Here is a 26,118-nt window from a genome sequence, read left to right on the forward strand (position 1 = left end):
TAGATGTTGTTTGCTCACAGATAATTTTTTACAACAAGACTGACATTTTCAAAAAATGTTCCTTAAAATTTGGCTCCTTCTTGACGCTTAGGGGTTAATTTTTATGAAAAATTGGATGTTCTTAACTATTGCAATATTTGGAGAAGTAGTTGCAACTACTGCACTAAAATCTACCAATGGGTTTACTAAACTAGGCCCGTCCCTTGTGGTTTTGGTTGGTTATGGAATTGCTTTCTACTTTCTTTCGCTATCTCTTAAATCAATCCCTGTAGGTATAGCGTATGCGGTTTGGGCAGGTTTGGGAATCGCTTTGGTGACTTTGATTGCATGGGGTGTTTATGGGCAGAAGTTGGACGCTTGGGGCTTTGTTGGTATCGGGTTTATTGTGAGCGGTGTGGCAATTCTTAACCTATTATCCAAGACTAGCGTTCATTGAGCAGTCAGGCATCTAACAATCGCAGGCACGGCGACGGCTTTTTCGTTTCGGCTGCGCCTCCACTACAAAGCCGCGCGTGCTGCGGGCGTTAAGTTGCAAGGAGGCATAAGTGAAAGATAAAGAAAAAATTGCAGTATTCATTGATGCTGATAATGCTCCAGCAAAAAAGATTGATAAAGTGCTATCTGAGCTTGCTCGCTATGGTGTGGTCAATATCAGAAAAGCTTATGGGAACTGGAAAAATCAAAACCTGAAAGCTTGGGAAGATGTGCTGCATGAGTTTGCTATTCAACCGATTCAACAATTTGATCTTACAAAAGGCAAAAATGCGACTGATATGGCGTTGGTGATTGATGTCATGGATGTTCTATATACGAAAAATGTCGATGTCATTTGCCTTGTATCATCCGATTGCGATTTTACTCCCTTGGTAACGAGGACTCTGGCTGATGGTAAATTCGTTATTGGTTTTGGTGAGCGTAAAGCCCCAGTAGCTTTTGTGAACAGTTGCTCTCGCTTTCTGTATTTAGACGATGAAGCAGAGGTTGAACAACCCATTCAGAAACAAAGCCGGAATATTAAAAGCGATACTAAACTAATTAAATTGCTACGGCAGGCTATCGAAGCAGTGGAAGATGAAGACGGTTGGGCTATGCTTGGGCCTATCGGCACTCATATTTCTAACCATGCATCTTTTGATCAGCGAAATTACGGATTCAAAAAACTGAGTGATCTATTCATGGCAATAGATTTGTTTGAAATGAAAAAAACAAATGGTTCTGTATTGTGGGTTAAGGATAAGAAACGAGCAAAGCAACTTAACAAACCAATGCAGCCGACCGCTAACGCGTCGGCTGATTGAAGCGATAATGTCCGTTTTTCGCTCAAAGCGGTCCAATCATAAATTTGGCTCGTTAAATTTAGCTGTTGTTACTGGTCACAACAGCTAGTCAGAAACACACACGATTCATTCATCTATCTGGTCAATCGAACTTTCGGGGATCTTTAGCATGTTAGCTCTATGAAAAATTCTGGAGCTGACAATGAGAACCCCCTTGTTACCTTGGTTCATCCTATGGGTGACCATCCCAATCATTATTTTCTTTCTATTCATTTTACCCGCCCATGCTAGTGATGGGCAATTCTATCAGCGTGGTCAGGAAGGCTGGTTTTGGTATCAGGTCATTCCTGAACCTAAACAGCCTGATGAGCTTACGAAGCCGGAATTTGGTGCGGAAGAGTCGAGTCAGAGCGAGCTAAAGCCTTTTAGTGCTGCCTGGTTTCGTGAGCACATGCAGTCTTTCATGGACAAGGCAATTGATGAGCCGACGAATGAGAACGTCAGAGCCTATCTGTATCTCCAGCGCGTCATGTTGGATAAGGGCTCACAGTTTGCTGATGTTAGTCAGCAGGTGGTCATGGGCGATCCAGTTTTGGATGAAATCAGTCGCAGACCCTTGGCGACCTATGCTGCCAATCGGATGGATCGAGAAGCTGGCGCTCAACGTGATGTAGCTTTAGGTGAAGTAGCAAAACGGGCTGGCTTGTTCTTCTTCTATCGTTCGGATTGCCCTTACTGCCACGCTCAAGCGCCTATCATCGAATCCATGGCTTTGAACTACGGTTTCGAGGTGTTTGCTATTGCTGTCGATGGCATGCCTTTACCGGGTGGAGAGTTTCCCAATTACAAAGTCGATTCAGGACAAGCACAATCCTTGTCCGTTACGACTGTCCCTGCCGTGTTCTTAGTTGATCCGCCTAATGTCATCACTCCGATTGGCCAAGGCGCAATGAGCCTTGATGAGCTCAATAATCGAATCATTCTTGCAGCCCATCAAGCCGGTTGGATTGATGATCAAACTTACTCTGCCACAAGACCTGTTCAACCCGGCGTGTCACTCGCGATGTCAGCCCAAGAGCTTAACGAAAAGATATTACAGGACCCTGAGTTCCTTGTTCGCTATCTGCGTGCACAAGGAGGGTTATAACAATGAAAAAAGTATTCCGAGTATCGCTAATCGCCTGTTCGATTGGTTTTTCGTCTATGAGCCAAGCAAGCTTGCAACAGGAGTTGAATCAGTTGTTTGGTTCAATGACCAACACCACTGCGCCTGGTGTATTCGAGAGTCAGCGGCGTGGCGTTATATCTGGTGGAAGCGTTGTTGTCCGTAACAGGATCATGAACGAGAACCTCGTCTCAATGGTGCCTCCGTCATTCCAAGCAGGTTGTGGCGGCATTGATATGTTCGCTGGAAGTTTGTCATTTGTTAATGCAGATCAGTTTGTTCAATTACTTCGCTCTGTAGCGGCAAATGCCAAGGGATACGCATTCCAATTAGCGCTCAGTGCTATGTGTGAGAAATGCTCTCAGCACATGGAGACACTGCAAAAGAAAATCCAGCAGTTAAACGAGTATTTTGGCAATTCCTGTCAAATGGCTCAGGGAGTCGTGAACGATACCCTGGCTGCTTTTGGTAAAAAGGGGCAAACAGAAGCCAGCATGTTGAGCTCACTTAAAGGGGCTGGAGACATTTTTACCAGTTGGAGTGAGTCCAATGGTAAGAACCCTTATGAGAACGCTTCAAGTGTCGCGGCATCTGATGTGAACAAAACAATTAAAGGTAACTTGGTCTGGCGAGCACTGAAACGTCACTCGGCATCAAGCTGGTTTGCATCGGGGGATGATCGTTTTCTTGAAGCGGTTATGTCGGTGACGGGTTCGATCATCGTTGGTGATTTGGCTAATGCGGCTGATGGTCAAGGTAAAGCCCCAAAACTGACCAGACTGAATGGCAATAAAGTGACTATTGAGCATCTAATTCATGGCGGTAACGTCGCTATGTACCGATGTGACACAGTGACACAAGACGGCTGTCTGAATCCAACAATCACTAACGTGACCCTAACCGGGTTATCAACTCAGGTCGAAAATTTACTTCTTGGTACAGGTTCTAGTAACGGCATTATTTTTAAATTTGCTCGAAATACAGGGGCTGCTAGCACCACCGAAAAGGCTTTTATGACCTCGGCTCCCGCGAGCATTGGCGGCATGATTCGAACACTTTCTGCATTAAATGAAGGGGCTGCTAGGTCGTTTGCTTCAAGAGCTGCACCATTTATTGCTGTTGAGATGGCCCGGGCATTGGTTGAAGACATGCTCAATGCAGCTAGAAGCACCTCTGGTGTAGAAGATCATGCCTATGCGAAGTTGTTAACTGAAGACCTTGAACGTGCACGTCGCCAAATCAATGAGGAGTACGCTGCGTTGCAGCGAAGATACGGCTCAGAGCAAGAATTGCTGGCGCATTTTAACCAGGTGATTCAGACCATTCGCAAACAGCGTTATTACACCGTTAAATCTACGGCGCTGGGGGAATAGGTCATGTGGGAAATCTATTCCATCGGGGATTCGGCTTTTTTAGAGCAGGTCCTGAACGCTGTCGCGATGATCACTGGTACAGGCGACTTTACTTCAATGGTTCGCATTGGCTTGCTCATTGGGGTATTGATGGTCTCTGTTCAGGCCTTAATGCAAGGTGGTCGTGGGATTAACTTTCAACACGTCTTAGTCTCATGGCTAGTCTTTGCAACCATGTTTGGGCCCAGTACCCGAGTGAGCATTGAGGATGCGTACACGGGACAAGTTCGAGTGGTTGATAATGTGCCCATCGGTGTTGCTGCCGCAGGTAGTACGATTTCGACTGTTGGCTTTCAAATCACGCGATTGTTTGAAACGGCGTTCTCAACTCCCGCCATGACGGAATACGGCTTTGCATCCAGTTTACAGTCACTGATTAAAGTGAGAAAACAGGTGATGGATCGCTCTGGGTTGGGTGATGCAAATCGTGTCGCTGGCTCAGATATCGAGCAATCGTGGTTTAACTACATCAAAGAATGCACCTTGATTGGCATCGACATCGGCCAAAAGAACCTAGATCAGGTGCTGAGTGATCCTAACCCGATGACTGCGATTAGGTTTGATTCGCGCATATATGGCACACGCATCATGCTCAGTGGTAGCAGTAGCGATCTGGACTGCACCGATGCCTATAGCCAACTGAAACTCATGACAGAATCAACCTTCATTCCGAGGCTTAAACAGGTTCTGTCAGCCTCATTGGGGACTTCGTCCGCCACTGACACTGATGACGTGATCCGAAATGCACTGAATAACCTTGGTTTGGCTTCGGTTAACACCCAAGAGTACATGACCGCCTCAGTGCTTTTGCCTATTTATGAGCAAAGCGTGACGGGCAAGTATATGGATGATCAAGCTTTCACCGCCGCCGTTATGGTTAATCAAGCGATTGAACAGCGCAATACACAATGGGCGGCGGAGCAGACTCTTTTCCAAAGTATCGTTCGTCCGATGATGACGTTTTTTGAGGGTTTCATTTACGCCATCACCCCTTTGATGGCCTTTGTGATAGCCCTTGGCCAAATCGGGATGCGAATGGCTGGGAAGTACTTGTTAATCCTGCTTTGGATTCAACTTTGGATGCCTGTCATGGCTATCATTAACCTGTATATTCATTTAACCGTTGCAGGGAAAATGTCGGCTCTTGATGCCTTTGCAGGTACAGAAGTGCCATCTTTTGCTGGGATGATGCAGATGGATTCAGTGCTGCAAACCTGGATAGCTACTGGCGGCATGTTGGCGTCGAGTGTTCCGGCAATTTCGCTCATGCTCGTGTATGGCTCAGCAATAACTGCAACCCACTTGGCTGGACGTCTTCAAAACGGTGATGCCATTGATGAAAAGATGGCAAGTCCAGACGTCGCGAAAAATGCCCCGGTAATTCAATCACAGTCAATGTTCCAGAATTCAGCCCTTACGGGTTCTGCTATGACCGGAGCGTCAAACCTACTAAGCAGTTTCTCTGTAGGAAGCGCAGTGGGTTCAATGATCGGCTCTGCAAAAGAATCCATGACTCAGGCAACCCAAGCCTTTAGTCGTCAGGTTGGGAATACTATGAGTCGAACTTTTGGTGAAAAGCTAAGTTACGACAACCTGTCTTCGGTTGGACGTCAGATCGGCTCATCTAACTCCGCATCTAGCGCCGTTGTTAATCAGGTTACTGATGACCTACAAACTCGGTATGGTTTTGGAGACGATAAAAAAGATGCTGTACGTGGCTTGGTATCGGGCGTGTTATCTGGCGGACTAAGGGTTGGAGGCGATGGAACCATTACTAATCCCGGTGAGAAAGAAGTTGCCGATAAGGGGTTTCTTGGGAGGCTTCTTGGAACGGGCGGCAATGATTCTCCACAGGGTAATTTGCCTGGAGTTGATAAGCCAGATTCATCTCGTGTACCAAAACTATCAAGGGTACGAGCTGGGTTGGATCTAGGTGGTAACTTTAGTGGCCAAGTTGAGTCGTCAGAAGGCAGTTCTCGGTCTACGACGGCAAATACGCTCACTGGGGAGATGCAAAGCTTGGCATCGAGTGATTCACGACGTGCTGAGTTTCGCGATGCGATGGTTAAGGACCTTTCAGATTCAAGACGCTCTGGCGTTGAGATGTCGTTGTCTAATCAAGACTATCAGTCACTTCAGAGTTCAGCACAAGACGTTATAACGGCATCAAACCGCTTTAGTGAGCTTGATCAGGCCAGCTACAGTCTATCAGGACAAAGGAACACGGATGGTGCGACGTTAACTCGATTAGCAGCGGATAATCCTGAAGTCATGGATTATTTAGGTCGCTATATGAACCAGCATGTTGAAGCAGGTAACCGATTACGTGAAAACCTTCCAATGTATCAGCGCTTGCTACCTGATGATAATCAGGCGTATGTGGCCGCAGCTATGGAGTCTTTAACCTATAGCAACTCCTCAACGCCCGCTGAACGAGACAATGATTATCAAGCAGCAATGACTGTTATGGCTATGGCTACCGGAGCCGATTTACGATCTATTCAACCGCGCTCTAATGAAGGCTTGTCATCAACAGCACCTACTTTTGGAGGCACTCAAAGCCAAGTTGAATCCGGTGTTCTGGGAGGCTATGAGGATGCTGCAACAGTTCAAACGCAGTTCAACTCAGCTCAATCAGCTTACCAAGCCAATCTGTCCAGTGTAGATGGACAGCTGAATGCGCATCAGCAACAAGCCCAGCAGGCCGTAGCTTCTGACACAAGTACCTATCAATCTGGACTAAACAGTGAAGCTGGCTCTCAGTGGCGATCTCGCATTATGGCTGATGATAGCGGAGTCTCTGGTGCTGAAATGTTCTTCAACAGCGCCAGTGCTATTGGTGATTTCAGTGGCAAGCATACTGATGCAGCATTGCATACCTTGAATCATTTTGGCGAGGACTATGAGAGTTACAAGGAGCAAGCCCTTGCAGAACCTGGCTCACGAGGTTTCTTGCACAATGCAGCGGTGGCCAGCAAATCAACATGGGATGGGTTAAAAGCCGCCGTTGATGCCGGAACCTCTTTGGAGAACCCTTTGACGGCGTTTAATGATGCATACAGTGGATCGAGTTCGCAGTATGCCTCCGAAGTTAACTGGGGCACTAAGTCTGAAGCCATGTTGGCGGGGGCATTCGGTGCGGCAGTTAACAATCGATACGGTGAGTTCTTAGAACAGTACGCCGATGATTTTAAACAGGAAGCATACAGCGAAGGGCAGAGAATGGGATTGACCCCGATTCAAAGTCAAGTGTTCGCTCAAGCTTTCAATGAAGGTTTGGCGGGGCGCGTATTCAACTCTGAAGACTCATCGAGTTGGTCGCCTGAAATGCTAGGTCTAAGGGAGCAAATGCTAAACGAGTATCGTCAAAAGGATGAGAGTGGCGCTTACATTCCTGACAGTGTGTCCGAAGAAGATAAAGCATTTGTGGATAAGCAGATAGCGGTGATCTCAAATGCATCGCTTGCGGGAGATTATGCTCAGAACAACTTGATCGATATTAGGGCCTATAACCAAGCATCAGGAAGGAACTGAAAATAGAAGGTAGCCAGCTTGTGGTTGGCTGGCTATTTTTTTGGCTTTTTGGGATACCTTGGATAAAAGCCATCAAAAAACGAATGGAGCTTATACCAATACCATTTTTCTTCAATGCTCAAAGTTCTACCCGAATCTTTAACTTGGCTGCTCAAGAATCTAATTCCAGTACAAATAGCTAAGAAAAAGAGTCCCAATCCAACAATTGTCCAACTCGCTTGCCAATATGCGATTGCTACAAGCAGAGTGATGATGGCTATAAGTCCGATGGGATTACAGGTCGCTTTGAATCCCAAGTAGCTGAAAAAAACGATGGTGCAAATCAGAAATGGCAAAGCCGCTAACTTGGCAAATGCTGTTAATATTTCTGATGGAAAAAAATGAGCCGCAGCCAAAGTCGCCAGAAAAAGCCCCAGAGATATAAACCAGCAGCGTGCTGGTAAAGATTTAAGTAAGTTTGTCATCTTCTTAGTACTCTCAAAGTGCACGGGCGGTGCACAATCAAATCATGCATCACCATGTTAGTTCTCAAAAAGTGCTCTAGTGGTTTGCTCGGCCATAATCTCACACACAGGGCATTTAAGCTGAATGCGCTGTTGTGATACCGTCAAATACAGACTGCCGCACCGACACCGGTGTAAGGATGCAAGCTGTGATCTTAAATCACGAGCTAGAACCCAACCTTCATTGATGGTTAGTTTTTTCCAGGGGATTTCAGCTGGAAGATCTGCTTCTTTTCTTGCAACCAAATACGCATCGTAAGCCTTCATCAAAGCATCGATATTTAATTGCTTGTAGACATTATCACCACCAATATTGACATAAAGCGCCATAAGCAGGGAGCCTTCAACTAATGCTCTTCTGCTTTTGACGATGGCATCAGATTCTGGCAATTGACCAGGACAAGGTGACTTGCCAGTCACTTCTTTGTGGAGCCTTCTGATAATGTGGATTGGCAAACCTGTATCGAGCGCGATAATGGTTGTTCGAAATCCGTATTTAATAAGCAGCGAGGCTCGGGTAAATAGCTCACTTTTGGACAGGTTATCAATCATGCATCCCCCTTGTTGTTTAGGGTTGATAATAAATAAGCGATTCTTGGGATACCTGTGCCTTTGCTCTTCACCATCTCAATCAGTTGGCTTTGGTTACCCCTTGGTTGAAACAGCATGAATGATGAGGTCGCCACTCGTTGCAGGTCGTCAACACCAGCATTAATCAGAGCATCAACCACGTCGCGTGTAAGTCCAAAGCGCAAGACGGCCTCTTGCGGATCAATTCGCGCCAATTCTCGTGCTGCGTGTAGGTACGCCAAATTTAATTGATAGAAGTCTTGTTGATTGGTTGTCATTGACGGACCTCCAGTTCATGTAAAATATTGCGATAGATAGAAAGCACTCTTTGCCCATACCAGCGTGCACGATCTTCGTTCCAACTGTGATAGCGGCCTATGCCAAGCTCTAAATCATTTGGTGAAGACTTGATTGCTTCGGCCAAAATACTTGAGCCGACCGTAAGGTTGGTGATGGGGTCTAGCAGTTCCGCTGCTGAGCTCACCCGATGCCCATGCCAATGCAAATTGATTTGCATAAGGCCAATATCGAGCTGATATTTTTCAGTCTCTTGCAGTGCCTGGTTTAACAGTTGCTCTGCTTCTGTCTTAGATTTGGCGTAGGTTGCGTTTGAACCATTGCGAATTGCGTATGGCCATGGACTGGTCATGTTGAGACCACGATGTGAGGCCGACTCAGCCAAGGCAACGGCGTAGAGCATGACTGGATCAATACCAACGCTTTGTGCTGCTTTTTCCCACTGATAGCCCGGAAACGCATAGACTGAAGTGCTTGCGGACATGGCTATCACTAGGGCAATGGTTTTTGCTTTAATCGTTTTCATTTTTGTCCTCTAATTGATTTCCGAGAAGCGCCTGAATGGCTTTCGGGCTTATTCTTTTTAATGGCACTGCGCTAAAGTCGGCGATGCCTCTCGTATAAACTTGTGCCGCTTTTGACCAGTCGCCTACGGCAACAGGCGCTTGCATATCAAATCCTTTTTGCTGGTTCTGATGGTCTGCAATACCCTGTAATAGCCTTGGGTATTCACCCACTTCGTCCCGTAGCAAGTAAGCCTGGTAGCGTGTTAAAAACTCTTTTTGCTTAAAGGGGTATTCCCTGTCATCAACCTTGCAGAGTTCAACCCATCCACCCATGTCTGAAATCACGCGGTGGATAAGCGCATCGTCAAACATCACGGATGTCCAAGCGCCAACCTGACGAACAGCCTTGTCAACTTTGTTCCAAGCAACCATGGCTCTTGAACCTGAGTTGCCGTCGATATGCTTGATGACGTCAGCGGGCTTTGGAAAAAATTGCCCAGTATCCGGTGATTGAATATGCCGAGTCAGACCGATTCGCACTTCTTCAATGCTATAAGCACGAAGGGCTTCAAATGCGATGGATAGCAATTGTGGTGATACGCTTTTGCCATACATGGCCCAAGCTGCTCCCCAAACTTCAGCAAACACGCGTTTATCAACCTCCTGCACTTGAACGAACCTCCCGAATACCTGGTCCGGCCCAGCTTTCAGCAATGCGGCGATTGCTTTCTTCAATATTCAATTGGTGATTGCTGCCCTTTAGGCTCGTCGATGATTGCTGTACTTCATCAATGCGAACGTACTCGTCTTCCCATTGCCGGTTTAAAAGCCAGTTATGTGGCATAGGGGTCTTAGTCCGATCTTGATACTGTAATCGGTTGTCTCGTTGCTCTTTCCAGCGTGTTAGCACTTCCAAGGCGAGTTCATGGTCTTCATTGAGGCCCATGCGTAGCCATTCTTCTTTGGCTTTCGCTTTTTTTTCTTTGCGTATTTGTACATCCCAGAAGTCTTCAAACTGTATGTGGTCAACAGTTTTAACTGTTGGTTTATTGCTTCTCTCAGAGTCATCCGACCGTTGAGAGTCCCTTACCGGGTTGCCATCAGGCATAAACAATGATGAAAATTCTTCTGGTAGCCGAGCTTGAAAAGCGGCAAGAGATTTCAAAAGCGATGCCATACCAATGAAGTCGGCAGGTACATCTTTAAGCAACCGAAAGGCTGCCTTACCTTGGTTTGGGTTTTCGATTGGGTTGTGCTTCAGAAAGCTTCGAATCAAAGTCCAACCAGATGCCTCGCAACGAATCAGGAACTGATCTTGTTCTAACTCACTTAACGTCTTGGCAACCTGTTGCTCATCCCAGTTCAAGTCAGAAGCAACGTAACCAATCGGCAGTCGAAAGCAGCCAAGCAAATTACAATGTGGGCATGTAAGCAAATACAGTCCTAGCAACTTCGCTGAGTCACTCCAGGACAAAACATTTTGCTTTAGCCAAAAGCGGGTATAGACCTTGCCATAATCACGCATGGAGGAACTCGCTTTTGTGTTTACGTAAAATGCTGACCATTATTTGCCCTTAATCCTACTGGTTACTGGCTTTCAGCTCGCTTGGGCATTCGGGATAGATGTCCGGTCTTAACTGGGATCGGGTTACCTGTCCTTGCGTAGCTTGTTCGATGGGTAAAACGAATTCAGCGGGAACACGCCCTGATTTATTCAACCAAAACCAGACGTTTTGCTGTTTTGAGTTGATGGCTCGTGCTAATGCTGATTGCCCGCCGACCAAGTCAATGGCACGGCGGAGATGTTTTTGTGTTGTGTTGAACACTTCCATACCGTCTCCTGTTACAATAATAACTGTTACAAGATTGAATGTTACAGTTTAAACTGTAGATTAGTCAACAGTTAAAATTGTTGAAAGGCTACAGTTTTATTTGTAGAATACGGGCTTATGAAAACTTTATCCGAACGACTAAACCATGCCTTGCAGCTTACTGGGGTGACTCAGTCTGAGTTGGCTCGCCGCATTGGTATCAAACAGCAGTCGATCAGCCAGATTTGCTCTGGTAAATCGGCTAGGTCTCGTTACACCATGCAGATCGCGGAAGCGCTTCGCGTGAATGCTCATTGGCTCGCCACAGGTGATGGCGAGATTGGCTTGGGGGTCGGTAATGTAGAAGTCGGGCCTGACATTAAGGGAAGAATTCCTCTCATTAACTGGGTTCAGGCCGGTGATTGGACTGAAATAGCGGAGGGATTTGCCCATGAAGATGCTGAGGAGTGGCGTGAAGTCACTGGGAAAGCACATGAGGGTTGTTTCGCACTTCGCGTAAAAGGCGACAGTATGGAAAATCCAAGCGGAAAAAAATCCATACCTGAGGGAGCAGTGATCGTTGTTGATCCTGAGTTACCTTACTCTTCAGGTTCATTGGTTGTTGCGCGTTTGGATGATTCGAAAGAAGCAACCTTTAAGCAGTTGGTTATTGATGGTGAACAGAAGTATCTAAAACCTTTGAACCCGCAATACCCGGCAATACCGATCAACGGCAACTGCACCATAATCGGTGTAGTACGACAAGCTATCATCGATTTCTGGTAGCGAAGGAATTTGTGGTTTAGCCACAGTTGTTCATGAGCTGAAGAAGCAACGATTGCAAACAGCTACAACTGAGCATTGGCGCACGCTGAGAGTAAATGGTAACCGATTAGATAACCATTGATTGTTTATAAAGTCAAGATCAGCGAAAATAGCGGCCAATTACGATTAACACGACGGATTTGACAAGCGAAGAACTGAAAAGAGAGTACTTCCAAAAGTGTGTACAAATCCGTGTACAAACTAAAAGAATTTATACATGGCAAACCAAGATTTTCTCAATGAAATCAATAAGCGAAGGACCTTTGCTATCATCTCCCACCCCGATGCGGGTAAAACAACCATCACTGAAAAAGTGTTGTTATTCGGACAAGCAATTCAACGTGCAGGTAGCGTAAAAGGTCGTGGTTCAAATCAGCATGCGAAATCTGACTGGATGGAAATGGAAAAACAACGTGGTATTTCTATTACAACCTCAGTCATGCAGTTTCCTTATGCAGATTGCTTAGTTAACTTATTGGATACCCCCGGGCACGAAGACTTCTCCGAAGATACTTATCGTACTTTAACCGCAGTTGACTGCTGTTTAATGGTAATTGACTCCTCTAAAGGGGTGGAAGATCGTACCCGTAAGTTAATGGAAGTAACGCGTCTACGTGATACACCAATTCTGACTTTCATGAATAAACTTGACCGTGATATTCGTGATCCTATGGAAGTCATGGACGAAGTTGAAACAGAACTGAAAATTGCGTGTAGCCCTGTGACTTGGCCTATCGGTTGCGGAAAACTCTTTAAAGGGGTTTATCACATTCTTAAAGATGAAACTTATCTTTATCAAACAGGTCAAGGTCATACTATTCAGGATTCTCGCGTTATCAAAGGATTAGATAATCCAGAGCTTGATGAAGCTATTGGTGATGATTTAGCTAGCCAATTACGTGATGAATTAGAGTTAGTATTAGGTGCATCTCATGAATTTGATCATGAAGCATTCTTAGCTGGCGAATTAACTCCCGTGTTCTTTGGTACTGCATTAGGTAACTTTGGTGTCAACCATATGCTTGATGGTCTTGTAAAATGGGCGCCAGCACCAATGCCTCGTCAAACAGATATGCGTGAAGTCACCGCTTCTGAAGAGACGTTCACAGGTTTCGTCTTTAAGATCCAAGCCAATATGGATCCTAAACATCGCGACCGTGTTGCATTCTTGCGTGTTGTATCGGGTATGTATGATAAAGGAATGAAGTTACACCAAGTTCGCATCAAAAAAGATGTGGTGATTTCTGATGCATTAACCTTTATGGCTGGTGACCGTTCTCACGTTGAACATGCTTATCCAGGAGATATTATCGGTCTTCATAACCACGGTACAATCCAAATTGGTGATACTTTTACTCAAGGTGAAATTCTGAAGTTTACTGGTATTCCAAACTTTGCACCTGAGCTATTCCGTCGCATTCGTTTACGTGATCCGTTGAAACAGAAACAGTTACTTAAAGGATTGGTACAGTTATCAGAAGAAGGTGCTGTACAGGTCTTTAGACCACTAGCAAATAACGATTTAATCGTAGGAGCAGTGGGTGTACTTCAGTTTGATGTAGTTGTTGCAAGACTTAAGAGTGAATATAACGTTGAAGCAATTTATGAATCCGTTAACGTTTCAACAGCTCGTTGGGTTGAGTGTAATAACGAGAAAAAACTTGAAGAGTTTAAACGTAAAAATGAACAAAACTTGGCACTTGATGGCGGCGATAACTTAACTTATATCGCACCAACAATGGTCAACTTGAATTTAACGCGTGAGCGTTATCCTGAGGTTGAGTTTCATCAGACGCGTGAACACTGATACTCGTCTTACTCGTCATACTTCAAGGTGTAGCGTTGTTGACTGCGTTCATTCGCACTAGTCACATACTTATGTATGCTCCTAGCGACTCATTTACTTGTCGCCTAGCTACACCTTGAATTATTTAGAGTAAGAGTGTTGGTATATTTCAAGGTGTAGCTTGAATTATTTAGAGTAAGAGTGTTGGTATATTTCAAGGTGTAGTTTGGAGTATTTAGAGTAAGAGTGTTGGTATACTTCAAGGTGTAGCTTGAAGTATTTAGAGTATGTAATTTGATGAAAAGGCTATATTTTTTAATATAGCCTTTTTTGTTTTCTCGTTTTATTGGGTGTTTGTACTTAAGATGGCTCAGTAAGAGACTCGATTTTCTTTGTTAAATCTACTCTGCATATCACTAATATCCTGCCAAAAAGTCCTTCTTCATTTGGAATTACTCTCTTTTTTTTCTGTTAACATTATGCTCGTTTTTCTACTTATTTATAAATATATGTAAAATTTATTATAGTTTTATTTGTTATAGTTAGAATAAAATTATTAGGATTAGTCTTTATTTGTTATTTTTTGCTTTATTTAACTCAAATAGCTTATTAGTGTAATAGCTTGGATTGTTAAAATTTTGTAGTACTTCATAAAAATATAGACATTAAAACACACATATTTCCTGTCGCAGTTATTGTGATTAGGGGGAGAGCAATGAAACAATATAAAACGCTGAAATTAGCGTTAGTAATGTCAATGGGCTTGGCTTTTGTCAGTATGAGCGCATCAGCTGAAACATCGTGGTATAGCTCAATTAATAGTGGAACGAATAATACAGGTTACGCTATCAGCGATACGGCTATCTCTACAAAAATTAAAGATACATTATTGCCGATCGAAAGCATTGATAGTGAATCGCTTTCTATTCGAACAGAATTTGGTCATGTATTTGTGACAGGCTTTGTTAAGGATAAAGAACAAGAAGCGCAAATTATGCAAATTATTGAAAAAGTAGAAGGCGTAAAAAGTGTTGATTCTTCAGTAAATATTCGATCTTAAATTAAGATATGTTGTTTTTTATTTGTATGAATACGTAAAAAGAATGACGTCGAAAAAATGTGCGGGTATCCTTTAATAAGTTGTATAAAGGAGACGTTATGGGGAAGTATATACCTGTCACATTAAATAATATTACGGCACTCGAATTTCAATCCTCACTACCACAAGGTAAAGTCGCTTTAGTTTGTGAAGGCGGAGGTCAACGCGGGATCTTTACTGCGGGTGTCCTTGATGAGTTTATGCGATCACAATTTGATCCCTTTGATATTTTACTTGGGGTGTCTGCGGGCGCACAAAACTTATCTGCTTTTGCTTGTGGTCAGCGTGGATACGCACGTAAAATTATTAATCGTTATACAACCAATAATCAATTCTTCAATCCCATTCGCTTTGTCCGTGGTGGCAATTTACTTGATCTTGATTGGTATATAGATACGACAGCCAAAGAAATGCCTCTTGATATGCCAACAGCGCTACGCCGTTTTGATACGGGTCGTGAGTTTTATATGGTGGCAAGTCGTTCTGATAACTTTCAGGCAAATTATTTTCAACCTGATGAACCGACTTGGCTTGAGATAATCAAAGCGTCCAGTGCTATTCCTGCTTTTTATCGTAATGGAGTCTTATTTCATGATGTTGTTTATCATGATGGTGGGATCAGCGATGCTATTCCTGTGAGAGAAGCTTATCGACGTGGTTGTCGTACTATTGTCGTTGTTCGTACTGTTCCTTCTGAATACCAATACACAACAGAGTGGGTTGAGCGTATGGGAAAATGGTTTGAAAATAGCCGTTTACAGCGCTTTATGGAAATGGCGCAGGTACATATTGAAACCTATACTGAAACAATTAAATTTATCCAATCTCCCCCAGAAGATGTTGTGATTATTGAAATATATCCACCAACGATATTGCAATCTAGTGCATTAGGAAGTCGATTGAATGCATTAAATCATGATTATCATGTGGGTAGACGTTGTGGACGCTATTTTCTGGCGACAATTGGTCAACACTTTTCTAAGAAAAAATTCAAACAGCACGATAAAAAAGTCTTTAGTTTATTTGAACAAGAAGCGAAAGCCGATAAAGCAGAGAATGCTTCTATTATTCAACAAGGAACTCGAAGCGTACATCCTGACGTGAGGCAAATTCAGAATGAATAAATTTATTGATACTCACTGCCATTTTGATTTTCCAGTTTTTTATGATGATATTGCCAATAGCTTGTCATTAGCGAATCAAGCTCATGTTGAAAAAATAATTATTCCTGCCGTTGCACGTTGGAATTTTGATGTTGTTGCTGAGCTCGCTAATAATCATCATCAATTATATTGTGCATTGGGGTTACACCCTTTATATATTGAAGAGCACACTGAACAACATTTATTGGAATTAGAACAGAAATTAAAAACAGCTTCTCGTTGTGTCGCCATCGGAGAGATTGGGCTTGATAACTATATGGAAAATCCTCAGCCAGAGAAGCAAGAGGCATTTTTAATTGCACAGCTTAAGTTAGCGATTAAATTTGATTTGCCCGTGATCCTACATTCACGTAAAACCCACGATAAGTTAAGTGCGCTTTTACGCCGTTATGATGTGCCTCGCAAAGGGGTTATTCATGGTTTTGCAGGAAGTCTGCAACAGGCAGAAAAGTTTATTCAGCAAGGTTATTTTATTGGCGTTGGTGGAACCATTACTTATGAACGAGCACAAAAAACTCGCCGTGCAATTGCCTCGTTACCGCTAGAATATTTGTTATTAGAAACAGATGCTCCTGATATGCCTGTAAGCGGTTTTCAAGGTGAACCTAATCGCCCAGAACGTATTCAGAACGTTTTTTCCCAACTCTGTGAGCTGCGTCAAGGATCACCAGAGGTGATTGCAGAGCAACTCTATCTTAATAGCCTACAATTATTTCGGTTGAAAGATAATACCTAGTTGTTGAATTGAATTTCATTTATTCTAAGATGAAAAGTCGTCTCAATTTAATCTTATTTATATAAGTAAGATGTTTATTTAACTTTACTGTCTAAGATTAAATACAAAATTTGTTCATCATGTGATGTTTCTCCTTACTTCAGCCTATTCAATAAATGCGTTTTTCGCACCTTTTATGTGACGAATCTCTCATTTGTAACCTTTTTGTTACTTTTTTCAGACTCTATTTGTGATGGATATTGAGGGTTCTTTTCTTAGACTAGGTATAATTATCTGGCAAAAAGAGTCAATAAGCTCTGGCAAGGGCATTATTGATAATCCATTAAATTTTTATGTGAACAGGGATCCTTCAATGCAACTCATTATGAGCTTGGTCGGAATGGCAACATTAATATTGATAGCTATTCTGTTTTCCAGCAATCGACGTGCAATTAGACTACGTACAGTTGGTGGCGCATTCCTTATTCAGATTGGCTTAGGTGCCTTTGTTCTTTATTCCGACGGTGGTCGCGAGGTGCTTCTTGCGATTTCTGATGGTGTAAAGAATGTTATTGATTACGGCAATAATGGGATGAGCTTTCTATTCGCAGGCTTAGTATCCGATAAAATGTTCGAGTTGTTTGGTGGTGGCGGTTTCGTATTCGCCCTACGCGTACTGCCTGTTATCGTGTTCTTCTCTTCACTCATAGCGGTGCTGTATTACCTTGGCATTATGCAAATAGTTATTAAAATTCTCGGTGGTGGCTTACAAAAAGTACTTGGTACATCACGAACAGAATCTATGTCTGCAACTGCAAATATTTTCGTTGGACAAACCGAAGCTCCGCTTGTTGTTCGCCCTTATATCGCAAGAATGACAACTTCAGAGCTCTTTGCGGTTATGTGTGGTGGTTTAGCCTCTGTTGCGGGTTCAGTACTTGCTGGATACGCGAGTATGGGCGTACCGTTGGAGTATCTGATCACAGCATCCTTTATGGCGGCTCCTGGTGGTTTACTCTTTGCTAAATTGCTGATCCCTGAAACAGAAACACCAGATGATCAAAAAGATGCACTTGATAAAATGGCGGATGACGAAAAACCTGCCAATATTATCGATGCCGCTGCTGCGGGCGCCTCTTCAGGTTTACAGCTTGCGCTTAACGTCGGTGCTATGTTACTTGCTTTCGTTGCATTGATTGCATTAGTTAATGGTATTCTTGGTGGTATTGGCGGTTGGTTTGGTTATGAGAATTTCTCATTAGAACTCGTGCTAGGTTGGGTGTTTGCACCGATAGCCTTCCTAATTGGTGTTCCTTGGAGTGAAGCAACTATTGCAGGCTCATTTATTGGACAAAAAATTGTTATCAATGAGTTCTATGCTTACTCTGAATTTAGTAAATACCTAAAAGAAGATGCATTAGTCGCAGGTTCTGGATTAGTGGTGTTATCTGCTCAAACGAAGGTTATTATCTCCTTTGCATTATGTGGTTTTGCTAACCTCTCTTCTGTTGCTGTACTGCTAGGTGGTTTAGGTGGAATGGCGCCAAATCGTCGTAAAGATGTGGCTCGTTTAGGAATGAAAGCTGTGCTAGCTGGTACACTCTCTAACTTAATGAGTGCAACGATTGCGGGATTCTTCTTTGCATTAACGGCAATGGCAGTTGTTGCTGCTTAATTGATTTTTATTGTAAAGGGCAGATGGGTTTTGCCCATCTGCTCTTTTATGTTTGTTTTCTGCTGTAATGTTAACTACTTTTATTGTGTGAGATATTTCGCAATTTGCATTGAATAGGGTTAATAGCGATATCATTTCATATTGATTATGCTTTCTTTGCGTTATAAAGACGACTTAGAGGCGCTATTCGAGTAACATTAAACCAGAAAATGACCTGTTTGTGACTTGTGTCACATTTTTATGTCATTGCTTGCAAGTTGCATTTGATTAGTGTGACGTAAAGCACATCTAATTGTTCCTTAGCGTGTTCAAATAAGATGTGCTGAAACTTCATGGAATGGCGAAGGCTCAATGACGGGTCGCCGAAGTGAGCATAGCGCGGTGAGAGGGAGCTCAGCTGTCGTTGTAGCGCAAGTTACAACAACATCTTCAAGGAACCAAGTCCGCTCGCCAACAAATTTAATCGCTAACCTTAAGCGTATGCCCAAAAGGGCTTGAGAAACATCGTTGGAGAGTTTTATGACAGATTTAACCGCTGCAGCGCGCCTTGCGCTGTCTTTGATGGATTTAACTACATTAAATGATGACGACACTGATGCAAAAGTGACTGCATTATGTCATCAGGCTAAAAGCCCAGAAGGCAATACAGCCGCTATTTGTATCTACCCACGTTTTATTCCGTTAGCACGTAAAGTGTTACGCGAACAGGGTACTCCAGACGTCCGTATCGCAACCGTAACTAACTTCCCTCATGGTAATGATGATTTAGATATCGCATTAGCAGAAACCAACGCGGCATTAGCTTATGGCGCAGATGAGGTTGACGTAGTTTTCCCTTACCGTGCATTTATGGCAGGTAACGAGCAAATCGGTTTTGATATCGTTAAAGCATGTAAAGAAGCTTGTGCAGAAGCAGGTTCTTTACTGAAAGTAATTATTGAAACGGGTGAGTTGAAAGATCCTGCACTTATCCGTAAAGCATCTGAAATTTCAATCAAAGCAGGTGCTGACTTTATTAAAACTTCCACAGGTAAAGTACCTGTAAATGCAACACTGGAAAGCGCTGAGTTAATGATCCAAGTGATCCACGACATGGGTGTTGGCAAAGAAGTTGGTTTCAAACCAGCGGGTGGTGTACGTACCGCTGAAGAAGCAGCTCAATACCTTGCATTAGCTAACCGCATTATGGGTGACAACTGGGTTGATGCCCGTCACTTCCGCTTTGGCGCGTCAAGCCTGTTAGGTAATTTATTAGCCACTTTAGGTCATGGCGAACAAAAATCGTCTAGTGGTTACTAATCCATTCGTGAAATACGCCCACTCTTTATTATTGTGGGCGTTACCAATGCTATAAAACCAGGAGGTTGCAGTGTTTCTTGCCCAAGAGATTATTCGTAAAAAGCGTGATGGTCATCCTTTAACTGAGGAAGAAATTCGTTTTTTCATTAATGGCGTCAGAGATAATACTGTTTCTGAAGGTCAAATTGCTGCATTAGCAATGACTATTTATTTCCACGACATGACAATGCCAGAGCGTGTTGCTTTGACATTAGCTATGCGTGATTCCGGTACAGTACTGAACTGGAAAAGCCTAAATTTAAACGGCCCAATTGTTGATAAACACTCAACTGGCGGTGTCGGCGATGTAACTTCACTGATGTTAGGGCCAATGGTTGCGGCTTGTGGTGGTTATGTTCCTATGATCTCTGGTCGTGGATTAGGCCACACAGGTGGAACATTAGATAAGCTTGAAGCAATTCCGGGCTTTGATATTTTCCCTGATGATGAGAAATTCCGCGACATTATTCGCAATGTCGGTGTTGCCATTATCGGACAGACTAATTCATTAGCACCTGCTGACAAACGCTTTTATGCTACCCGTGATATTACTGCTACAGTTGATTCAATCCCGCTTATCACTGCCTCTATTTTAGGTAAAAAATTAGCTGAAGGCTTAGACGCATTAGTGATGGACGTTAAAGTGGGCTCAGGTGCCTTTATGCCGACTTATCAGAAATCTGAAGAGCTGGCTGAGTCAATTGTTCAAGTAGCAAATGGCGCAGGCTGTCAAACCACGGCACTGTTAACTGATATGAATGAAGTATTAGCTTCTAGCGCAGGTAATGCGGTTGAAGTTCGTGAAGCTGTTCAATTCTTAACAGGCGAATATCGTAATCCACGTCTATTTGAAGTCACTATGGCACTGTGTGTTGAAATGTTAGTATCAGGCCGTTTAGCGGATGATCGTCAACAAGCTCGTCAAAAACTGCAAGATGTGTTGGATAACGGTAAAGCGGCAGAAGTATTTGGTCGTATGGTTGCAGCACAGAAAGGCCCATCTGATTTTGTTGAAAACTACAATAAATACCTGCCAACTGCGGTATTAAGTAAACCTGTATTCGCTGAGAAAACAGGATTTATCACTGAAATGGATACGCGTGCATTAGGTATGTCAGTTGTGACTTTAGGTGGTGGTCGTCGTAAAGCGACTGATGCTATTGATTACAGTGTTGGCTTAAGCGACATCGTAGCGCTTGGTGCTGAAATCAATACAGATACACCTTTAGCGATGATCCATGCTAACAGTGAAAAATCATGGCAAGAAGCTGCGGCTGAAGTCCGTAAAGCGATGGTAATTGGTGACAGCAAACGCGAAGCTTCACCAATGGTGTACCGCCAAATCAGCGAATAAGAACTCAATTACGATTTATAAGTGACATATCCGTGGTCTACGGAGAATGACACAGGAGAGAGAATTATGAAACGTGTACATATCATGGTATTAGATTCCTTCGGTATCGGTGCTGCCGGTGATGCGGAGAAATTCGGTGACCAAGGTTCAGACACTTTAGGGCATATCGCACAAGCGTTTGCTGACGGTAAAGCTGATAGAAATGGCCGTAAAGGTCCTCTTCATTTACCTAATCTTTGCCGTTTAGGTTTAGGTAAAGCTGCGGAAGAATCAACAGGTAAATTCCCTATTGGTTTAGATAAAGACGCAGATATTATCGGAGCTTATGGCTACGCGAGTGAAATCTCTTCTGGTAAAGATACTCCGTCAGGCCACTGGGAAATCGCAGGTGTTCCTGTTCTATTTGATTGGGGATACTTCAAAGAACTGAAAAATTCATTCCCACAAGAGTTGCTAGAAAACATCGTAAAACGTGCAAAATTACCGGGTTACTTAGGTAACTGCCACGCATCTGGTACAGTGATTTTGGATGAACTGGGTGAAGAGCATATGAAAACCGGTAAGCCGATTTTCTATACCTCTGCTGACTCTGTATTCCAAATTGCATGTCATGAAGAAACTTACGGTTTAGATGAATTATATGAGCTGTGTGAAATTGCTCGTGATGAACTAAACAAAGGCGATTACAACATTGGTCGTGTTATTGCGCGTCCATTTATCGGTGACAAACCGGGTAACTTCGCTCGTACAGGTAACCGTCATGATTTAGCCGTTGAGCCACCAGCACCAACTATGTTGAAAAAACTGGTTGATGAAAAACAAGGCCACGTTGTTTCTATCGGTAAAATTGCTGACATCTACGCAAACGTAGGTATCACTAAAAAAGTGAAAGCAACGGGTATTAATGCTCTGTTTGATGCGACTCTTGAAGAAATGAAACTTGCGGGCGACAACACCATTGTATTCACCAACTTTGTTGACTTTGACTCCTCTTACGGCCACCGTCGTGATGCAGTGGGTTACGGTGAAGCACTTGAGTTATTCGACCGCCGTTTACCAGAATTAATGGAACTGGTAAAAGAAGATGACATTCTTATCTTAACAGCAGACCACGGTTGTGACCCAACTTGGCCGGGTTCTGATCATACTCGTGAGCACATCCCTGTTCTTGTTTATGGTCCAAAAGTTAAACCAGGTTCATTAGGTCATCGTGAAACCTTCGCTGATATTGGCCAAACTGTTGTTAAATACTTCGGTGTGTCTCCAGTCGATTACGGTAAAGCAATGTTTTAATTTTACTTCGGTAGGTATAGCAATATGCCTACCGAATTATATTTAAATAGTAAAAAGATCAATTAAAAGGAAGAATTATGGCTACCCCTCATATTAACGCAGAAATGGGCGATTTTGCTGATGTCGTTTTAATGCCGGGCGACCCGCTTCGTGCTAAATACATCGCTGAAACTTTTTTACAAGACGTGCGTCAGGTAAACAATGTTCGTGGTATGTTAGGTTTTACAGGTACGTATAAAGGCCGTAAAGTTTCTGTAATGGGCCACGGTATGGGTATTCCTTCCTGCTCAATTTACGCAAAAGAATTAATTACAGATTTCGGCGTGAAAGTGATCATCCGTGTTGGTTCATGTGGTGCAGTATTACCAGATGTTGAACTACGTGATGTTGTTATCGGTATGGGCGCATGTACTGACTCTAAAGTTAACCGTCTGCGCTTCAAAGACCAAGACTTCGCCGCTATCGCTGATTACCAATTAGTTCAAAATGCTGTTGATGCCGCAAAAGCGAAAGATATTAAAGTTCGCGTTGGTAATATCTTCTCTGCTGATCTGTTTTACTCTCCAGATCCAGAAATGTTTGATGTAATGGAAAAATACGGCATCCTAGGTGTTGAAATGGAAGCAGCAGGTATCTACGGTGTTGCAGCTGAATACGGCGCAAAAGCACTGACTATCTGTACTGTATCTGACCACATCAAAAAAGGTACACAGACCACAGCAGAAGAGCGTCAAACTACCTTTAATGAAATGATTGAAATTGCATTAGAATCTGTTCTGTTACTAGAAGACTAATCAATACATTTCGTTGCTTAAAAATAATAAAAACCCAATTTTTCAATTGGGTTTTTTTATATCTAAATAATAAAGCTAGAAACTATGGGGCATAAATATACGTTTCTAAGTAAGGGTCCATTTTGATGGCATAATCTTTGATATTATCCAAACTTGGTGTTAATGGCTCTTTACACTCTTTCTTACTGATAATGTTATTGTCTTTATAAACAATAATACCGTTAAAATTCCAGCCTCTTCCTTCGCCGTCATAAACGACATAGCTATAGTTTCCATTCTTAAAACGAACATAGGTTGATGCCCCTGCAACAAACATCTGATGTCCATAAAAGACATTATTATTGGGCTGCTGAGGTACTGGCAGTGTTATCTCTGTTTTAGCAAGTGTGCCATATCGATAAACAGGAGGCTTTCCATGTTCAACGAACACGCTGACATACTTACCATTTTCAAGTTGGCAGGTAAATTCTTCAGCATGGATACTTGCGGATAATAATACGAATACAGCAGCGACAGCGATATGTGCTTTCATATTGTGTTCTCCGTTAATTACCTACTCTATTACCTTAAGTATCGGCAAAGAACACAAAATATGTAGAGTAAATATTCTGATTATTTAGTTGAGTTACTAATTTTCATTTTAACCAATATTTATGTTATTACCAGAAGAATCAACTGTGATAATTACTTTGTTTATATTTTCATTAAATACTATCTATTGGATTGGTTTTATTCAATATTTTATACCTAATAATAGTTAAAATTAGAATTAATTTGCTAATTATGAAAAATATCATAGTGTTTTCGTTTGATTTTATTCGTTTTAATTAAACTTAATGTAATTTTTGCTGTACCAATTGTGGAAATAACAGATTAATTCAATTAATTAAATTGAGAATTCAGTAATATCAGTTGGTTAGCATGTGATTGCTATATTTTGATTATATTTCAAATAGTTAATAGTATTGCAGGTGATTATTTTTGTTTTTAGCTTTATTTTTACTGTGATGTCAGTCACATAAGCATATAAATGAAATAATAACACCTGTAAATTTAACTTTCCGAAGATTTCTATTGTATTGATATTAAATAAAATATTTTGTTTTATGTGGTTGCCAGCAGAATCTATGTGATCGCATGAAGCACTAACTAATTTAATTAGAAAATGTATAGTATTGCTATGCAATCAATTTAAATTTTTGTCGGTTTCTATTTGGAGAATATAGTGAAAAATCAAGATTTATTAGGTCTATCTTCTGCTAACATTCTGAATGCGGAATTTGAGAAGAAATACCATGACGTTATTGCTCACTTTTTCAGCCGAGATCCGAAGTATTGGCCGATATTTCAGGATAAAACAATCCAATCGATTACACAGTTTAGAAAAACAACAACTAACGATAATGATCAATTACAACGTTACTCAAATGGGCAACAGCTATTCGATCGTTTAATGGCGGATACGCAAATTCAACAAAATATTAATTACCCAGAAAACGATCCTAATGAATTACTGATGTTAGTTTCGACACTGTGTAAAAACTGGGAAAACCCATTAGCTGTTGAAAACGTTATTGCAATGCCAAGTGATCCGGGTGTTTATGGTTCAATCTTAGGGTTAATGGGCAACCCTAACATGGTGTATTGTGAATATTCAGGTGTCGCTGATGCGCTAGAAAAAGTGACGATTAAAAAAGTCGCTAAATTGGTTGGTTACGATCCTGAAGTTGCATCTGGTGTGTTCACTCAAGGTGGCACCATGTGTAACTTATATGGTTATCTATTTGGTTTACGTAAATCTATGCCTAATTCTAAGCATTTAGGTATGGCGGCAGATCAAGATTATCGCATCATTAACTCTCAAGGTGGTCACTACTCAAACATGACTAACCTTGCACTGTTAGGTGTTGATGTTGATAACAAAACTATCCGTATTAAAGTGTCTGAAGATAACACCATTAATTTAGAACACTTAGAGCGTGAATTAAGAGCGTGCTTTACCGTTAAGTGTAAAGTGCCAACGATCATGTTAACTACTGGAACAACAGATACCTTTGGTGTGGATGATGTGAAAGGTGTTTGTGAGTTACGTGACCGTTTATGTGAAGAGTTCGAGATCCCTGTTAAGCCACATGTACACGTAGATGCCGCAGTGGGCTGGCCAATCATTTTCTTCTTAGAATATGACTTTAGCGGTAACCCGCTGGCAATTAACGATGTCACTTTAGAAGGTTTACGTCAGAACGTAGAGAAATTCAAACATCTAAAATATGCCGACTCTATCACTATCGACTTCCACAAATGGGGCTATGTACCTTATACCTCAAGCTTAGTACTGGTGAAAAACGGTAATGACTTCGTGGCACTGGAAAACGATCCTGAAAACTTCACCTATTTTGAGCATGAGTTAGAAGGGCAGACTCACTTACAATCTACTATTGAATGTACACGTAGTGGTGTGGGTATTTTTGGCGCTTATTCTGCAATGCATTATATGGGAATTGAGGGTTATCAAACCATTATTGCTCACTGCCTACAAAACGCGAACTATATGCGCCATCAACTATTAGAGATGGGTAACGCAAAAGTTATCGTTCCTCAAAACCAAGGACCAAGTGTTGGTTTTAAACTGTATGATCCTAATTTAGTAAAAGATCCTAACGTTGCTTTTGATTTAGAACTGACATGTTCTACAGATAAAGAAGCGTATGACTTTATGGTTCATAACACACAGTGGCATAGAAAACTTTTCTTACAGCGTGGTAGAGAAGGATTATTTACTAACTGGGTGGATTCTATTGCCTGCTCTAAATATGCGAAAAATAACCGTTATGTTTATCTTCCGGGTGAAAAAGCAGTATTTATGAACCCAAATACTGAACGTGCGCATATTGATAATTTTATGAAGATTTTAACTGAGATGAGTCAAAATCTGAGCTCGAAAAAAGCCGCAAAAATTTAATAAAATTATTGGCTGATTAAATAAAACAAACTGTACTTT

24 protein-coding genes are annotated in these 26,118 nt (G+C 42.3%); 16 read left to right on the forward strand and 8 right to left on the reverse strand.

Translation table 11 applies throughout. From position 1 onward, the window contains the following. Nucleotides 1-103: 103 nt before the first annotated feature. The 5 genes from GTK47_RS05495 (at nucleotide 104) to GTK47_RS05515 (ending at nucleotide 7,388) form a co-directional block, all read left to right on the forward strand. Complete coding sequence (locus GTK47_RS05495; RefSeq protein ID WP_156734049.1) at nucleotides 104-436, forward strand: multidrug efflux SMR transporter; 333 nt, start codon at nucleotides 104-106, stop codon at nucleotides 434-436. Nucleotides 437-545: 109 nt separating this feature from the next. Continuing rightward, a complete protein-coding gene (locus tag GTK47_RS05500; RefSeq protein ID WP_156734047.1) occupies nucleotides 546-1,298 on the forward strand; it encodes an NYN domain-containing protein in 753 nt (250 codons plus the stop codon). A gap of 181 nt (nucleotides 1,299-1,479) precedes the next feature. After that, nucleotides 1,480-2,424, forward strand: coding sequence for a thioredoxin family protein (locus GTK47_RS05505; RefSeq protein ID WP_156734045.1), 945 nt, complete (start codon nucleotides 1,480-1,482; stop codon nucleotides 2,422-2,424). 2 nt (nucleotides 2,425-2,426) lie between these two features. Further along, entirely contained in the window at nucleotides 2,427-3,815 is a 1,389-nt protein-coding gene (locus GTK47_RS05510) for a conjugal transfer protein TraH (protein WP_156734044.1), read from the forward strand. 3 nt (nucleotides 3,816-3,818) lie between these two features. Further along, nucleotides 3,819-7,388 carry a conjugal transfer protein TraG N-terminal domain-containing protein gene (locus tag GTK47_RS05515; RefSeq protein WP_156734042.1) on the forward strand — a complete coding sequence of 1,190 codons (3,570 nt, stop codon included), beginning with the start codon at nucleotides 3,819-3,821 and terminating at the stop codon, nucleotides 7,386-7,388. 32 nt (nucleotides 7,389-7,420) lie between these two features. On the opposite strand, the gene eexS is transcribed toward GTK47_RS05515, so the two are convergent. Genes eexS through GTK47_RS05550 form a run of 7 tightly spaced genes read right to left on the reverse strand, consistent with a single transcriptional unit; the run spans nucleotide 7,421 to nucleotide 11,096 of the window. Then, entirely contained in the window at nucleotides 7,421-7,852 is a 432-nt protein-coding gene (eexS, locus tag GTK47_RS05520) for an entry exclusion protein EexS (protein WP_007105462.1), read from the reverse strand. A gap of 57 nt (nucleotides 7,853-7,909) precedes the next feature. Further along, on the reverse strand, nucleotides 7,910-8,443 hold the full coding sequence (locus GTK47_RS05525) for a FlhC family transcriptional regulator (protein WP_000566755.1): 534 nt from the start codon (nucleotides 8,441-8,443) through the stop codon (nucleotides 7,910-7,912). Then, nucleotides 8,440-8,739 carry a flagellar transcriptional regulator FlhD gene (locus GTK47_RS05530; RefSeq protein WP_000210563.1) on the reverse strand — a complete coding sequence of 100 codons (300 nt, stop codon included), beginning with the start codon at nucleotides 8,737-8,739 and terminating at the stop codon, nucleotides 8,440-8,442. The genes GTK47_RS05525 and GTK47_RS05530 overlap by 4 nt, the downstream gene beginning before the upstream one ends. After that, the gene (locus tag GTK47_RS05535; RefSeq protein WP_040132806.1) at nucleotides 8,736-9,284 is read right to left on the reverse strand and encodes a lytic transglycosylase domain-containing protein; all 549 of its coding nucleotides are present in this window, start codon (nucleotides 9,282-9,284) and stop codon (nucleotides 8,736-8,738) included. The genes GTK47_RS05530 and GTK47_RS05535 overlap by 4 nt, the downstream gene beginning before the upstream one ends. Continuing rightward, the gene (locus GTK47_RS05540) at nucleotides 9,271-9,933 is read right to left on the reverse strand and encodes a DUF6475 domain-containing protein (protein WP_110076564.1); all 663 of its coding nucleotides are present in this window, start codon (nucleotides 9,931-9,933) and stop codon (nucleotides 9,271-9,273) included. Before GTK47_RS05540 ends, GTK47_RS05535 begins: the two co-directional genes overlap by 14 nt. Then, nucleotides 9,920-10,789 carry a hypothetical protein gene (locus GTK47_RS05545; RefSeq protein ID WP_008843243.1) on the reverse strand — a complete coding sequence of 290 codons (870 nt, stop codon included), beginning with the start codon at nucleotides 10,787-10,789 and terminating at the stop codon, nucleotides 9,920-9,922. The genes GTK47_RS05540 and GTK47_RS05545 overlap by 14 nt, the downstream gene beginning before the upstream one ends. Nucleotides 10,790-10,844: 55 nt before the next feature. Beyond that, nucleotides 10,845-11,096: a helix-turn-helix domain-containing protein gene (locus GTK47_RS05550; protein WP_000451746.1), complete on the reverse strand. Its 252-nt coding sequence runs from the start codon at nucleotides 11,094-11,096 to the stop codon at nucleotides 10,845-10,847. A 117-nt stretch (nucleotides 11,097-11,213) separates the two neighbouring features. On the opposite strand from GTK47_RS05550, the gene GTK47_RS05555 reads away from it, so the two are divergent. The 10 genes from GTK47_RS05555 to deoD all read left to right on the forward strand — a co-directional run bounded on the left by GTK47_RS05555 (nucleotide 11,214) and on the right by deoD (nucleotide 23,117). Beyond that, nucleotides 11,214-11,861, forward strand: coding sequence for a LexA family transcriptional regulator (locus GTK47_RS05555; RefSeq protein ID WP_000854920.1), 648 nt, complete (start codon nucleotides 11,214-11,216; stop codon nucleotides 11,859-11,861). Nucleotides 11,862-12,117: 256 nt separating this feature from the next. Continuing rightward, nucleotides 12,118-13,707, forward strand: coding sequence for a peptide chain release factor 3 (gene prfC, locus GTK47_RS05560; RefSeq protein WP_165122348.1), 1,590 nt, complete (start codon nucleotides 12,118-12,120; stop codon nucleotides 13,705-13,707). A gap of 694 nt (nucleotides 13,708-14,401) precedes the next feature. After that, on the forward strand, nucleotides 14,402-14,746 hold the full coding sequence (locus GTK47_RS05565; protein WP_165122349.1) for a BON domain-containing protein: 345 nt from the start codon (nucleotides 14,402-14,404) through the stop codon (nucleotides 14,744-14,746). Nucleotides 14,747-14,844: 98 nt separating this feature from the next. Then, on the forward strand, nucleotides 14,845-15,909 hold the full coding sequence (locus GTK47_RS05570) for a patatin-like phospholipase family protein (protein WP_165122350.1): 1,065 nt from the start codon (nucleotides 14,845-14,847) through the stop codon (nucleotides 15,907-15,909). Next, on the forward strand, nucleotides 15,902-16,684 hold the full coding sequence (locus GTK47_RS05575) for a TatD family hydrolase (RefSeq protein WP_165122351.1): 783 nt from the start codon (nucleotides 15,902-15,904) through the stop codon (nucleotides 16,682-16,684). The genes GTK47_RS05570 and GTK47_RS05575 overlap by 8 nt, the downstream gene beginning before the upstream one ends. A gap of 352 nt (nucleotides 16,685-17,036) precedes the next feature. Further along, complete coding sequence (locus GTK47_RS05580; protein WP_165122352.1) at nucleotides 17,037-18,338, forward strand: NupC/NupG family nucleoside CNT transporter; 1,302 nt, start codon at nucleotides 17,037-17,039, stop codon at nucleotides 18,336-18,338. 519 nt (nucleotides 18,339-18,857) lie between these two features. Further along, nucleotides 18,858-19,637 carry a deoxyribose-phosphate aldolase gene (deoC, locus tag GTK47_RS05585; RefSeq protein WP_064721106.1) on the forward strand — a complete coding sequence of 260 codons (780 nt, stop codon included), beginning with the start codon at nucleotides 18,858-18,860 and terminating at the stop codon, nucleotides 19,635-19,637. Nucleotides 19,638-19,707: 70 nt separating this feature from the next. Continuing rightward, nucleotides 19,708-21,030, forward strand: coding sequence for a thymidine phosphorylase (deoA, locus tag GTK47_RS05590; protein ID WP_165122353.1), 1,323 nt, complete (start codon nucleotides 19,708-19,710; stop codon nucleotides 21,028-21,030). 66 nt (nucleotides 21,031-21,096) lie between these two features. Continuing rightward, nucleotides 21,097-22,323, forward strand: a complete 1,227-nt coding sequence (gene deoB / locus GTK47_RS05595; RefSeq protein WP_165122354.1) for a phosphopentomutase — start codon at nucleotides 21,097-21,099, stop codon at nucleotides 22,321-22,323. A gap of 77 nt (nucleotides 22,324-22,400) precedes the next feature. Then, on the forward strand, nucleotides 22,401-23,117 hold the full coding sequence (gene deoD, locus GTK47_RS05600; protein WP_036934279.1) for a purine-nucleoside phosphorylase: 717 nt from the start codon (nucleotides 22,401-22,403) through the stop codon (nucleotides 23,115-23,117). An 82-nt stretch (nucleotides 23,118-23,199) separates the two neighbouring features. Here deoD and GTK47_RS05605 read toward each other — a convergent pair whose 3' ends face one another. Next, a complete protein-coding gene (locus GTK47_RS05605) occupies nucleotides 23,200-23,649 on the reverse strand; it encodes a hypothetical protein (RefSeq protein ID WP_165122355.1) in 450 nt (149 codons plus the stop codon). 693 nt (nucleotides 23,650-24,342) lie between these two features. Between GTK47_RS05605 and GTK47_RS05610 the strand changes: the two genes are divergently transcribed. Further along, on the forward strand, nucleotides 24,343-26,079 hold the full coding sequence (locus GTK47_RS05610) for a pyridoxal-dependent decarboxylase (RefSeq protein WP_165122356.1): 1,737 nt from the start codon (nucleotides 24,343-24,345) through the stop codon (nucleotides 26,077-26,079). Nucleotides 26,080-26,118 lie beyond the last annotated feature (39 nt).

It is taken from the genome of Proteus sp. ZN5, from assembly GCF_011046025.1.
Taxonomy (GTDB): Bacteria; Pseudomonadota; Gammaproteobacteria; order Enterobacterales; family Enterobacteriaceae; genus Proteus.

What these genes read in the sequence shown, in the direction of transcription:
- GTK47_RS05555 (WP_000854920.1), top strand. Translation starts at nt 11,214, where the DNA reads ATGAAAACTTTATCCGAACGACTAAACCATGCCTTGCAGCTTACTGGG.
- prfC (WP_165122348.1), top strand. Translation starts at nt 12,118, where the DNA reads ATGGCAAACCAAGATTTTCTCAATGAAATCAATAAGCGAAGGACCTTT.
- GTK47_RS05495 (WP_156734049.1), top strand. Translation starts at nt 104, where the DNA reads ATGAAAAATTGGATGTTCTTAACTATTGCAATATTTGGAGAAGTAGTT.
- GTK47_RS05575 (WP_165122351.1), top strand. Translation starts at nt 15,902, where the DNA reads ATGAATAAATTTATTGATACTCACTGCCATTTTGATTTTCCAGTTTTT.
- GTK47_RS05530 (WP_000210563.1), bottom strand. Translation starts at nt 8,739, where the DNA reads ATGACAACCAATCAACAAGACTTCTATCAATTAAATTTGGCGTACCTA.
- GTK47_RS05535 (WP_040132806.1), bottom strand. Translation starts at nt 9,284, where the DNA reads ATGAAAACGATTAAAGCAAAAACCATTGCCCTAGTGATAGCCATGTCC.
- GTK47_RS05515 (WP_156734042.1), top strand. Translation starts at nt 3,819, where the DNA reads ATGTGGGAAATCTATTCCATCGGGGATTCGGCTTTTTTAGAGCAGGTC.
- GTK47_RS05570 (WP_165122350.1), top strand. Translation starts at nt 14,845, where the DNA reads ATGGGGAAGTATATACCTGTCACATTAAATAATATTACGGCACTCGAA.
- GTK47_RS05580 (WP_165122352.1), top strand. Translation starts at nt 17,037, where the DNA reads ATGCAACTCATTATGAGCTTGGTCGGAATGGCAACATTAATATTGATA.
- GTK47_RS05545 (WP_008843243.1), bottom strand. Translation starts at nt 10,789, where the DNA reads ATGCGTGATTATGGCAAGGTCTATACCCGCTTTTGGCTAAAGCAAAAT.
- GTK47_RS05510 (WP_156734044.1), top strand. Translation starts at nt 2,427, where the DNA reads ATGAAAAAAGTATTCCGAGTATCGCTAATCGCCTGTTCGATTGGTTTT.
- GTK47_RS05505 (WP_156734045.1), top strand. Translation starts at nt 1,480, where the DNA reads ATGAGAACCCCCTTGTTACCTTGGTTCATCCTATGGGTGACCATCCCA.
- GTK47_RS05605 (WP_165122355.1), bottom strand. Translation starts at nt 23,649, where the DNA reads ATGAAAGCACATATCGCTGTCGCTGCTGTATTCGTATTATTATCCGCA.
- GTK47_RS05565 (WP_165122349.1), top strand. Translation starts at nt 14,402, where the DNA reads ATGAAACAATATAAAACGCTGAAATTAGCGTTAGTAATGTCAATGGGC.
- eexS (WP_007105462.1), bottom strand. Translation starts at nt 7,852, where the DNA reads ATGACAAACTTACTTAAATCTTTACCAGCACGCTGCTGGTTTATATCT.
- deoD (WP_036934279.1), top strand. Translation starts at nt 22,401, where the DNA reads ATGGCTACCCCTCATATTAACGCAGAAATGGGCGATTTTGCTGATGTC.
- deoC (WP_064721106.1), top strand. Translation starts at nt 18,858, where the DNA reads ATGACAGATTTAACCGCTGCAGCGCGCCTTGCGCTGTCTTTGATGGAT.
- GTK47_RS05525 (WP_000566755.1), bottom strand. Translation starts at nt 8,443, where the DNA reads ATGATTGATAACCTGTCCAAAAGTGAGCTATTTACCCGAGCCTCGCTG.
- GTK47_RS05550 (WP_000451746.1), bottom strand. Translation starts at nt 11,096, where the DNA reads ATGGAAGTGTTCAACACAACACAAAAACATCTCCGCCGTGCCATTGAC.
- deoB (WP_165122354.1), top strand. Translation starts at nt 21,097, where the DNA reads ATGAAACGTGTACATATCATGGTATTAGATTCCTTCGGTATCGGTGCT.